At 52.5% G+C, this 11,424-nt stretch carries 8 protein-coding genes; 4 read left to right on the forward strand and 4 right to left on the reverse strand.

Annotated elements, in window-relative coordinates:
* The first annotated feature begins 31 nt into the window (after window positions 1-31).
* The 4 genes from ACXYMU_RS16140 (at window position 32) to ACXYMU_RS16155 (ending at window position 5,118) form a co-directional block, all read left to right on the forward strand.
* Window positions 32-1,231, forward strand: a complete 1,200-nt coding sequence (locus tag ACXYMU_RS16140; protein WP_458987449.1) for a homogentisate 1,2-dioxygenase — start codon at window positions 32-34, stop codon at window positions 1,229-1,231.
* A 101-nt stretch (window positions 1,232-1,332) separates the two neighbouring features.
* Window positions 1,333-1,860 carry a hypothetical protein gene (locus tag ACXYMU_RS16145; protein WP_458987450.1) on the forward strand — a complete coding sequence of 176 codons (528 nt, stop codon included), beginning with the start codon at window positions 1,333-1,335 and terminating at the stop codon, window positions 1,858-1,860.
* A 16-nt stretch (window positions 1,861-1,876) separates the two neighbouring features.
* The gene (locus ACXYMU_RS16150) at window positions 1,877-2,254 is read left to right on the forward strand and encodes a co-chaperone GroES (protein ID WP_458987451.1); all 378 of its coding nucleotides are present in this window, start codon (window positions 1,877-1,879) and stop codon (window positions 2,252-2,254) included.
* A 359-nt stretch (window positions 2,255-2,613) separates the two neighbouring features.
* Entirely contained in the window at window positions 2,614-5,118 is a 2,505-nt protein-coding gene (locus tag ACXYMU_RS16155) for a DUF5916 domain-containing protein (protein ID WP_458987452.1), read from the forward strand.
* A gap of 76 nt (window positions 5,119-5,194) precedes the next feature.
* Here the strand turns inward: ACXYMU_RS16155 and ACXYMU_RS16160 are convergent, their stop codons facing one another.
* The 4 genes from ACXYMU_RS16160 to ACXYMU_RS16175 form a co-directional block, all read right to left on the reverse strand.
* A complete protein-coding gene (locus ACXYMU_RS16160) occupies window positions 5,195-8,962 on the reverse strand; it encodes a S8 family serine peptidase (protein WP_458987453.1) in 3,768 nt (1,255 codons plus the stop codon).
* 182 nt (window positions 8,963-9,144) lie between these two features.
* Window positions 9,145-9,852, reverse strand: a complete 708-nt coding sequence (locus tag ACXYMU_RS16165) for a DUF2927 domain-containing protein (protein WP_458987454.1) — start codon at window positions 9,850-9,852, stop codon at window positions 9,145-9,147.
* Between the two features lie 202 nt (window positions 9,853-10,054).
* Window positions 10,055-10,570, reverse strand: a complete 516-nt coding sequence (locus ACXYMU_RS16170; protein WP_458987455.1) for a GNAT family N-acetyltransferase — start codon at window positions 10,568-10,570, stop codon at window positions 10,055-10,057.
* A gap of 91 nt (window positions 10,571-10,661) precedes the next feature.
* Entirely contained in the window at window positions 10,662-11,384 is a 723-nt protein-coding gene (locus ACXYMU_RS16175) for a hypothetical protein (protein ID WP_458987456.1), read from the reverse strand.
* Window positions 11,385-11,424: the final 40 nt, after the last annotated feature.

An 11,424-nucleotide genomic window follows, 5' to 3' on the forward strand; every position in this document is an offset into this window, starting at 1 on the left:
AATTTTGAGAAGGATCATATAGCAAGAACGCATGGCCTACTACCATAAGTTAGGAGAGGTGCCGCACAAGCGGCATACGCAGTTCCGGCAGCCCGACGGCAGCCTCTACAAAGAGCAACTGGTGGGAACACTGGGCTTCAGCGGCGTATCGTCGTTGCTCTACCACATCCACCCGCCCACCCAGATCAGCCGCATTGGCGAGCCGGTGCCCTATGCCCCCAAAAAAGCCGAGGGTATAAAGCTTGCCCCGCACCACCTGCGCACGCTGCCCGTGGAGACGACGGGGCCGGATTACCTGGCTGCCCGCAAAACCATGCTTTTCAACAACGATGTGGCCATCAGCATCTGCAACCCTTCGGAGGCGGAGATGGACTACTACTACAAAAACGCGCAGGCCGATGAGGTGGTGTTCGTGCACGAGGGTACCGGCGACCTGCTGACCCAGATGGGCCGCATCCCGTTCTCGCCGGGCGATTACCTGGTTATACCCCGCACCATCATCCATAAGTTCCGCTTTGATGCGGGGCAGGTTAGGCTGTTGGTGGTGGAGTCGTTTAGCCCAATAGAGACGCCGCGCCGTTACCGCAACCACTTCGGGCAGTTGCTGGAGCACGCGCCCTTCTGTGAGCGCGACATGCGCCCGCCTGCGGAACTGATCACGGAGACAGACCCCGGAGAGCGCCTGGTCCAGATTAAGAAGGAAGGGGAGCTGCACCAGTTCTATTACGACTTCAGCCCGTTTGATGCCGTGGGTTGGGACGGGTACTTTTACCCGTATGCCTTCTCGATCTACGATTTCGAGCCGATTACGGGCCGCATCCACCAGCCACCGCCGGTGCACCAAACCTTCGAGGCGCATAACTTTGTGATCTGCTCGTTTGTGCCACGCCTCTTCGACTACCATCCGCTGTCTATCCCGGCGCCCTACAACCACTCCAACGTAGATTCGGATGAGGTGCTATATTATGTGGAGGGCGATTTTATGAGCCGAAAGGGCGTGGATCGGGCCTCGTTTACCGTGCACCCCGGGGGTATACCGCACGGGCCGCACCCCGGCACCACCGAGGCTAGCATCGGCAAGGCCGAGACAAAGGAGTATGCCGTGATGGTGGACACCTTCAAACCGCTTTACCTAACCGAGGATGCCGTGCCGTATATGGACCACAAGTACCCGATGAGCTGGAACGAGCACGGCAACGGCTCGGTGCGCAAAGGCGATCTATTTGATTAAAAGTGCTTAAGCTTTTGTAAATTTGCGGCAGGGGGATGGGTTCAGGCCTTTCACCCTGCCGCAAATTGCGTTTTTATACCCTTTTACAAATACCCTTTTTTATGAACAAAGTAGCTTTAGCCGTTGTCGCCCTGTTTGCGTTTGCAGCCATGGCCTGTGAGAAGATTGATAAACTGCTGACATTTTACATCGAGGAGCAAGAGAACATTACCATCGAGTCGCGCTTCCCGGTAGGGGCGATCGTACCCTTAACCCCGGTAACGGTTACCACCAACTCCGAGGAGACGTTCAAGAACAACCAAACCCGCGCAGAGCTGGTGAAGGACGTAACGCTGGATAAGTTGAAGCTGACCATCGTGAAGCCGGAGGGAGAGAACTTCAACTTTCTGCGCAGCATAGAGATCTATATATCCAGCCAGAATAAAGATGAGGTGCGCATCGCTTACCTGGACGAGGTGCCGCAAAACACCAACACCCTGAACCTGAAGCTGACGAACGCCAAGCTCGACGAGTTCATCAAGGGAGATTCCTATAGCATCCGCACGAAGGCGGTGCTGGCCAAGCCAGTCTCTCAGAACATTACCATCAGTGCCGACATGCGCTTTAAAGTGACGGCAGACCCATTATAAGATGCATTTGATACCCATGAGGATTTCGGAAGATAACAAACTGGAGAAAATTATCATTGTTGGCGACCGGGTGCTGATCAAGCCCAAAACAGCCCGCGACCAAACCAAAAGCGGTTTATACCTGCCGCCGGGCGTGCAGGAGAAAGAGAAAGTACAGGAGGGCTATATCATGAAGGTGGGCCCTGGCTACCCCATCCCGGCGGACTACGGGTTTGAGGAAGAGCCCTGGGGGCAGGAAGAGGAGGAGGTGCGCTATATTCCGCTGCAGGCAAAAGAGGGCGACCTGGCCATTTACCTGCAGCGCGACGCCATCGAGATCAACTACCTGAACGAGCGCTATTTTATTGTGCCACAGTCGGCGGTGCTGATGCTGGTACGGGAAGAGGACTTGTAGGCTTGCCTGCAGCCACCAGACAAAGGCCCGGCAATACTGCCGGGCCTTTTCTGTGTCTATACTATGTGCCATCCTGCCATAGTATAGATACAGAAAAGTTGGCTTATACAGAGGGGAGTAGCAAGAAGGGTCTTTCAAGGGAAAGTCGAAAAGGGCTACAGCCTGCCCTTCAAGTTGTCCGTAGTGAACCAAATGGAGAAAGGGCCTTGTCCACCATCTCGAAGCACCACCTGCGCAAGTTCCGAACGCCACATCTACACTGCAGGAGCTAATACAATGTTTTTTATGTGGTGGAGGCAACTATTGTGCTGGCAGGGTCATCTTTATACTATACCCACTGCCATCACATTACCTATACTATGAAATTGTGCATTAAAGCTTTTGTTAAAACCCTGTTGTTGGCGCCACTGGTAGCCTTTTTTTGTTGCCAGATGGCACAGGCGCAGTCAAAAAACGACGGTAAGTTTCCGCAACGCAGCCTGCAGGCCCTGCGCATTAGCGAACTACCTAAGATAGACGGAGTGCTGGACGAGCCGGCATGGCAGCAGGCCGAGGTAGCCTCGCAGTTTATCCAGCACAGGCCCACCCCCGGGCTGGCCTCCCGCTACCCGACAGAGGTGCGCATGATGTATGACGACGTGGCTATTTATATTGGGGCTGTGATGCAGGATGCGTCGCAGGACAGCATTTTCCGGGAGTTGGGCCGCCGCGACAATCTGGGCAACACCGACTTCTTTGGCGTGTTCTTCGATACCTATCATGACAAGCTGAATGGCTTTGGCTTTATTGTTACACCGGCAGGGGTGCAGTGGGATGCCCGTTACTCGTCGCAGGGCGAGGACGAGAGCTGGAATGCGGTATGGGAAAGCAGTACCCGGATGGAGGGCAACAGCTGGGTCGCAGAGATCAAGATCCCTTATTCAGCCATTCGCTTCGGGAGCAAGCAGGAGCAGGTGTGGGGCCTTAACCTGATGCGCAACCGGCAATCCACGCGCGAGCAATACTTCTGGAATTTCGTGGACCCTGCCACAGACGGCTTCGTGAACCAATGGGGCGTGCTGCAGGGCCTCAATAACATAGAAGCGCCGCTGCGGCTCTCCTTTACGCCTTACCTGTCGGGTTTTATGCAACGCTATCCAACAGGCAAGGAAGAAGAGAAGTATGGGCAGGATTTTAACTTCAGCGGGGGTATGGACCTGAAATACGGGATCAGCGATGCCTTTACGCTGGACATGACGCTGGTGCCGGACTTCAGCCAGGTGCAGTCTGATAACCGGGTGCTCAACCTCTCGCCATTTGAGCAGCAGTTCAGCGAGAACCGGCCCTTTTTCCTGGAAGGCACCGAGCTGTTCAACAAAGGCGATTTCTTTTACTCCCGCCGCATTGGCGGCACGCCGGTAAACTACGGGCAGGCTTACGACCAGGAGAAATACGCGGGGTATGAGGTGCTGCAAAACCCCCGCGAAACCAAACTGCTCAACGGCACCAAAGTGTCCGGACGAACGCAGTCGGGTTTGGGGATCGGGATATTCAATGCCGTGGTAGGCCGACAGCACGCGGTGTTGCAAGACAGTGCCGGCAACCGCCTAGAGGTAGAAACACAGCCGCTCACCAATTACAATGTAGCCGTCTTCGATCAATCGCTAAAGAACAACTCGTACATCACCCTGGTAAACACCAATGTCATGCGGCAGGGCGGAACCTACGACGCGAACCTGACGGGTGGCCTCTTCCGGCTGGCGAACAAGGGCAACAAATACGCCGTAAGCGGCAAGGCGGCGCTAAGCCAGCGGCATCTGGCGCAGGATACAGAGCTAGGGTATCTGTATGAGGTGGAGGCCGGCAAGGTGAGCGGGAACTTCCAGTACAGCATCAGCCATTCCGTTAAATCAGCAGATTACAACCCCAACGACCTGGGCATCCTGTTCATCAACAACACCATGGAGCAGGAGGTGAATCTGTCATATAACAAGTTTGAGCCCTTCTGGAAAATGCTGAACATGTCGGCACGGGTTGGGGCTGAGTACTCACGGCGCTATGAGCCCAGCGCGTTTCAGAACTTCTCGGTTTACAGTGGTGTAAACGGCACGTTCAAGAATTTCACCAGTGCCGGGCTTTCTTTTAACCTGGAGCCGGTGCATACCTACGACTTCTTTGAGCCGCGCATTGCGGGTTGGTACTATACCTTCCCGGTGAATTACAGCACCAACGCCTGGATTTCGACGGACTACCGCAAAAAGTTAGCGCTGGATGCAGGGTTCTATTACCGCAACTTCGAGGAGAACGACCGCCGGCAGCTGAACTTCTTCATAGCCCCGCGTTACCGGGTGAACAACCAGCTGAGCTTTTCTTATAATTTCGATTCCGGCAGAAGGCACGATGACATTGGTTTCTTCACTTCCACCACAACGATAAATTCGGAGGACAAGCCAGCGGATAAGATCATTTTTGGGCTGCGCGATGTTAACTCGGTTTTCAACAGCCTTTCGGGGAGCTACATCTTCAACAACCGCATGTCGGTGGCCTTGCGCATGCGGCACAACTGGTCTAAGGTGATCACCAAAGACTTCTTTGCGCTGCAGCGCGACGGCAGCCTGGAGCCGGATGCGTACCGTTCGGAGAAGCCGCACCAGAACTATAATTCCTTTAACCTGGATGTGGTCTACTCGTGGTGGTTTGCACCGGGCAGCGAGATCAACATCGTCTGGAAACGGGCTTTTGAGGAGAATCTTCGAATGGTGGAGCCGCGTTATTTCGATAACTTCTCGCACACGCTTTCTTCCCCGCAGTTCAGCACCTTCTCTATCAAAGTGCTTTACTTCCTCGATTACCTGACCCTGCGCGACAAACTGAAAAAGAGTTGAGACAACCCGTATAAACACAGCAACGGCAGGCTTCTATAATGGGAGCCTGCCGTTGCTGTGTTTATACTTACAACGCTTAACGCCTGATCAGCAATCGTTGCGTTTCGGTTTTATCTCCGTGCTGCACCTTCAGGATGTATATGCCTGACGAGTGCTTAGACAGGTCGAGGGGGATACGGTACTGGCCGCTGAACTGCTTTTTAGAATTGGTGTAAAGCCGTTTTCCGACCAGATCCACCACTTCGATGTAAATATCCTCTTTGCCCTGCGTTTCCAGCGTCATCGTGAACCTGCCGTTGTCGTTCGGGTTCGGGAATACGAGCAGGTCGGCGCTAGCAGCGTTTTTAGACGATTCGAAGTCAAAGAACAGTGGGGCCGAGGTTTCGGACACGCAGCCATTGTATGAAACAGCTACTGTATACTCGCCGCTAAACGTAGGGGTAAAGGTGCCGCCCATCGGGGTTTCTATCGGGCTGCCATTCAAATACCATTGGTGCTCGCCATTCGGGATGCTGGATACCAGCCTTTCCCCTTCCCGCGTGATGACGGGCACAGGCAATGGTTCACCGGCAATGATCGGTACTTCCACGCGTGGACTCTCGCAACCCAGCCCGCTTACTTTCAGGTCATAGAAGTAGTAATAGTAACCCAGCGTATTCGTGGTGGCGGTATTCCCGGTAATGGCGAACACATTGGGGATCTCAAACGGATAGCCTTGCACGCCCTCGTTGTTCCGGAAAATGGTCGCGTCATTCGCGTAAGAAATAGCGATGTTGTAGTTACCGGCTTCAGGCAGTTGCAGGCCCAGGTAATAAATCGCGCCCTTGTCGGCCGGGTCGTTTGGCTGTGCGCCAGTGGCCGGCACGGTACGGGTAGGAGTAACCTGCAGGGTGCGGGACGATACAGGCGAGCCGTTCTCATTGTAAACCGTAAACGTAATCAGTCCGCCATGCCCGATGTATAGCCTGGCCGATTCAAGTACCAGCGGAGCTTTGGCTGTGACCGTTACATCCGGAGAAAACTGATTATAGCCACCGCCAGAAGCAAAGTTTTTGTCTGGTGCGCCCACTGTGCCCTCAAAATCATTGAAGGCAGCGTAGAGCTTGCCGTTAACCTGACTTGCGGCCACCTGCTGCTTTGTGCCTGCTGCTAACGGCTGGGTACTTGTAGGCGAGTTATACCAGAACACAGTGCCTGCGGGCTCCTGGTGTGTAAGGGTAAGAACGGGCGAATTGCCGCAGCGTGTGGCAGAGGCGGTGGCAGGAGGCGCTGTGTCGCCTTGCACTGTAAAGGTTCGCTGCAGGCGGTTGTTTGTTGGGATAGCATCGTTTACCAACCCAGACAGCGCAACCAGTTCATAGGTTTTGCCTGCCTGTGTGGCAAAGCCAGCTGCCAATAGCAGCTCCCCTTTGCCAAATGCCTGCAGGGTATGTTCGTAAACCCCGTGCAGTTGGGCAATCTCTGTCCCGTTCTCCCGCACACTTACCGTAATCGGGATGTCGCGCTGCGTTTGCGTGCCCAGGTTACGAATCGTTACAGCCACTTTCTGGTCAGAGGAGGCGCAGAGTGAAATACCCACCGGCGAAACTGCCGTGATAGCGATGTCTTTGGCAGGCTGCACAAACCGTAGCAGGTAATCCTGGGTTTCGCCGCGGGTATAGCTGCCACAGGCCTTTACTGCGGCGGCATCCTGGGTTTCCTGCAACACGACCCGCATCCGCACCACATGGCCCACAGGCACCGTGGCGGGTGCCTTCACACTGCCTGTAAAAGTCGCCCCATTCAGCAGTACTCCCGAAGTAGCCACTGCCTCACCGGCATCGTCGAAATCAGCATCCCCGTTCCAATCCACAAACACCTTTGCTATTTTAGGCGCGTCTGCCCCGCAAGACCCTGCCACAAGGGAGAATTTGCTGGTTTGGTCGGGCTCTATTTGGAAGACGGTGTTGGTCAGGTTGCGGTAGGTCGTGCAGTTAGCAGCCCCTGCTACGGGTTTATCGGCAAAGCCAAATGAGGTTATCTTGGCGCCTGCGTCAGAAGTGGGTGCACTGGTGCAGGCTGTATTGCCGCCAACACCACTTACCAGCAGGGCATAGGCCTGCGGGCCTTTGGTTAGGGAGTTCTTATGGTTCACCGTGATGGTATACACTTCTCCCGGCACGGCATTGCTGACCAATACCTGTTCGAGGTTGTCGCGTACGTTGTCCCCCTGCTTAGCGTCGGATTCAGGCTTTAAAGGGTCCAGAATCCAGGGCAGGTACGTGGCTCCGTTTCCGCGCACGCGCACATCCAGGTCGTTTACCAGTCTCGGTGTCCGGTTGTTCAGCGCATTGCTTCCTACCGGTACCACAATACCCTCAGGGTCGGTCCACGAGATGGTAACCCGCAGCGGGCCGGCTCCGGAGGCTCTTACTTCCAGTGTTTGCGTCTGGCCCTGCGTCAACGATTTTTCCTGGATCAGATGAGTGCCGTCGGCATTGGTGATCATTCTGGCCGCAGTGGCGGCGTTTAGCACACCCCAACCATAAATATAGTCCGGCCCCGGCAGGGTGCCGGATTCATCTGCCGTATGTATAGCCAGCGCCTTTAAAGTGGCTGCGCGCATCACGGCACCATTATTCAGGTTGGCATAATGTTCCTGCAACAGTAGCAGGGACCCGGAAATGTTGGGAGCCGCCATAGAAGTGCCGCTCAGGGAGGTGTAATCGCGATCGCTGCCCGAAGAACTGGACAGCACCGAAACACCATTCCCGACAATATCCGGTTTAATGCGGCCATCGTCGGTAGGGCCGTAGCTACTGAACGAGGAAACGCGCACATCCTCGGTTCGGGTGTATCCATCCAGCAGCGGCGCAATAGCCCCAACAGAAAGGATGTTCTTGGCATTGCCCGCCGTAGAAATGGCATCGTAGCTGTCGTTGCTGCTCAGGTTGGCTGGCCGTGCTTTCACTAGTTTAAACTCGCCGTTGCTGGTCCGCTGAAAATAAGGTTTGCCGACCTCTGGGCCACGCTCTCCACGGTTGTTGCCCGCCGACTTCACGATCAGGTAATACGGTGCATTGTAAGCAATTTTATCCCACCGGGCCGATTGGCTGTCGTAATAGCCAAAGCGGTAATCCTCTGTTGGGCTAATTTCGGTATCGCCCCACCATTCCCAGTAAGGGTCTTCGTCTGTGCCTTTGCGGGTATCGTTATAGTGCCATCCGGCAATAGAGCCGTAAGAGTGATTTGAGACTAACAGGTTAGGAGCGGCCTTTGCCATCTCAGCTTCGTCGGCCTGAAAGTCATATGCCTGTAAATTGGCGCCATGGGCCATTCCTTTCGCCTGCGGGTTCACGCCGCTGCCAATCATGGTGCCGGCCACGTGCGTGGCGTGGTCATTCAACTCACTGGCATTGTCCACCTGCTGCACCCGGCCTCTTAGTTCCTGGTGTGTGAGGCGTACTTTGCCGCCATCCCACATCGCAAGCTTGGATGCCACAGAGGCACTGGCCCCGCTCAGGCTTAAACCAAGCGAGCCGCCGGCCCACAGCTGGTCGGTATTGGTGGTGGCAGCTGCGCGGGTATTGTTATACGTGATGTAGTAGATGGGCAAGCCCTTCACATCCACGCCCTGAAGCGAGATAAAAGTGCCGTCTTCCATGGTCTGCTCGATTACCCAGCCATATTGCTTGGCGAGCGCCAATGCTTTGGCGCGGTTCGCCTTATAGTCTTTCTCCGCAGAAACGGCTATCTGCTGCAGCACCTGCGTGTTAGCACGAAGAGGGGTGATACTGCGCTGCGCAAGTGCTGGGGCGGCGGAGATCAGCCACAAGGCCAAGAGCCAAAGGCTAAAACTTCTCATAAAAAGGAATTTGGGTAGTATGGTACTCTTTTCAAGTTACTATAAAAGTGTGTGAATGGCAAAGTCGTTCCATTACAGGCCCAGAATATCACGCGCGGAGCCATGATTTCCAGGAGGGAACCATACCGGCTGGCGAGCCGGACTTAACGTACGGAATAAAGCGTAACAAAAGATTGCTGGAATTACTTTTCACTTAGCAGGATGTCCGTCAGCACGGTTTCCACTTCCTGTTCGGCAAGGCCCACTTGCATGTCGGGGTGGTACAGCAGCCGGATCAGGTCTTTATCAATAGGAGCAAAGGAGGTAGTGGTCGTCCATTTCATCTGGAAAATACTATCCGGGTAACGGGGGGAGTCTTTGGCAAGCCCCAGGGCCTGGGTGAGCTCTTCCCGCAGGAGGTGTTTCTGCTCGGTAGGGTTGGCGCGTGCAATGTCAACATACATATGCCCTCTTACCAGGTGGTTGGCCTGGGTGTAGAAGATGCTGAACAAACCCCAGTTGGAGCTTACATGGCCGGCCGCTGAAGGATAGATTGCGGCATACTGTTGTCCGGTGCCCAGAAAAATGTAAAAGTTGGATTGGCTTGAGTCCTGTACCACCTCCATCCTAAAGCCATCGGTTGCCAACCCGTTGATCTCGTTTTTAACCCGCTCCAGCTCTGTCAGCATTTCCTGAGTAGGGCGGCCTCCCACGTATACCTTCATGTTCTGGTTCCACTTGCGGGTTACTGCACTGGCATTACCAAACTCAAATCCGAGTGCAATCTCCTTGAAATAGCTGATCACGTTTCGGTCATGCTCACTCAGGGTAGGAGCGGCCGATTCTTCATCTTTGGAGCACCCTGTAAAAAGCAGGGCGATGAGCAGCAAATAATGGAGATGTTTCTTCATGGTGATTCAGGTGTATGCTTTATGTTTTAGCAAAAGCTGTTCTCGTAATCAGGACGGGCTTTACAGATTATGACAATCATCATACGAAAGTAAATCAAAAAGAGCACAACGGCCTTGGCTGGTGTGCTCTCAGAAAATGTGTGCGGTCAAGCAGGTAGGCAGGTATAGCTTTGTACCATACCCCGCTTTTCGAATGTCTGGCTTAGGCAGGTGTGGGCAGTTGTTTTTCGAATGCCATCCGGGGGCTACCCCAAAAAAACACTTTCCCGCAATACGCATACCCTTGTTTCTCAAAAACCTTTAACATGGCCAGGTTGTCGTAATTGGTGTCTGCTTTGATGCTGTACACGTTGTTTTGCAGGGCAAACTCCTCTATAAATGCCAGCATTTTTTGGGCTAAGCCCTTGCCTAAATGCTTTTCAGAAACAGCTACCCGGTGTACCACCACAAAGTCGCCGTTCGTCAGCCACGCTCCTTCGATAGCATCATAGGCAGGCTCGTCGTTCAGCAGCAAGGCGCTATACCCTACAATCGTTTCGCCATCCGTCAAAACAAAGCCTACGCCTTTTTCAATGTCAGCCTTAATTACATCCGGGTTCGGATACCCATTTTGCCATTGGCTACTGCCGTCCTTTTTCCTGCGTTCGATTGCCTGCTGCAAGATGCCCCAAATCTGAGGGATTTCTGAAGCGATAGCTTTTCTAAATTGATAATGCATTTATTGAGTTTATAGGGTATTTAACTGTACTGGTACAGGCTATGGACGAGGCGTAGTCGCTTATAGAGCCTGTGCAGGGTTAACTTTGTTTTTAATACTCAATTTGTTTTAGATTGTATTTCTCGCTAAACCTATAGTCAAGTTCATTAATTATCTTATACAAGGCTGGAATAACTTTACCTACATAGTCAAAGTTAAAGTTTAGGCGCATGTTCTCTATGAATTCCTCTTTAGGAAACTGTTTAATAAAGTCTTTAGAAATTCTGCTTCTGTTGTGAACTGCTAAGTTTCTTTGTTTAATGATAAGGTTTATTTGGTTTGATTTCTCTTCAAATATTTCTACACCGATTCTTTCCTTGAAAAACTTTTGAATACCCTCAATCCCTTGGTAGAATAATGCCTCCACCTTTTTTTCAGCAATTGCATTAATTAAACTTTGATAGTCATCAAATGATAAAATGAAGTCAAGTTGTTCTGTTTCTTTAGATTTAAGTACTCGAGGTTCACTAATGACGATTTCAGATAAAATCTCTTTAAAATAATTTTCAAAGTTGTCAACGGTTTTGACGTACATCATTGTAGCTAAAGTATTTTCATAATAATTTATTTCCAAGAATTCTTTCTCTAGTTTAGGGTCAAGTTCATAAGGTGCCTCAAGTTTGGTATTAAATAATTTCAGTTTCGCGATAGACTTAAGCAAGTCTTCATTTATCAAGTTGTCACTAACTTTGAAGTAAAGTAAAATCCTCTCGATGCTTTCGAATTCGACAGCAGCGTTCATAAAAGATTGTGAAGCTTTGTTATTCTTTTGCATTGACTTCATGAAATTAAAGCTAACTAATGGGGAAGCGTAA

The organism is Pontibacter sp. CAU 1760 (genome assembly GCF_054482735.1).

Excerpts from the sequence above, each read along its gene's own strand:
- ACXYMU_RS16140 (WP_458987449.1), top strand. The coding sequence starts at position 32 with ATGGCCTACTACCATAAGTTAGGAGAGGTGCCGCACAAGCGGCATACG.
- ACXYMU_RS16145 (WP_458987450.1), top strand. The coding sequence starts at position 1,333 with ATGAACAAAGTAGCTTTAGCCGTTGTCGCCCTGTTTGCGTTTGCAGCC.
- ACXYMU_RS16150 (WP_458987451.1), top strand. The coding sequence starts at position 1,877 with ATGAGGATTTCGGAAGATAACAAACTGGAGAAAATTATCATTGTTGGC.
- ACXYMU_RS16155 (WP_458987452.1), top strand. The coding sequence starts at position 2,614 with ATGAAATTGTGCATTAAAGCTTTTGTTAAAACCCTGTTGTTGGCGCCA.
- ACXYMU_RS16160 (WP_458987453.1), bottom strand. The coding sequence starts at position 8,962 with ATGAGAAGTTTTAGCCTTTGGCTCTTGGCCTTGTGGCTGATCTCCGCC.
- ACXYMU_RS16165 (WP_458987454.1), bottom strand. The coding sequence starts at position 9,852 with ATGAAGAAACATCTCCATTATTTGCTGCTCATCGCCCTGCTTTTTACA.
- ACXYMU_RS16170 (WP_458987455.1), bottom strand. The coding sequence starts at position 10,570 with ATGCATTATCAATTTAGAAAAGCTATCGCTTCAGAAATCCCTCAGATT.
- ACXYMU_RS16175 (WP_458987456.1), bottom strand. The coding sequence starts at position 11,384 with ATGCAAAAGAATAACAAAGCTTCACAATCTTTTATGAACGCTGCTGTC.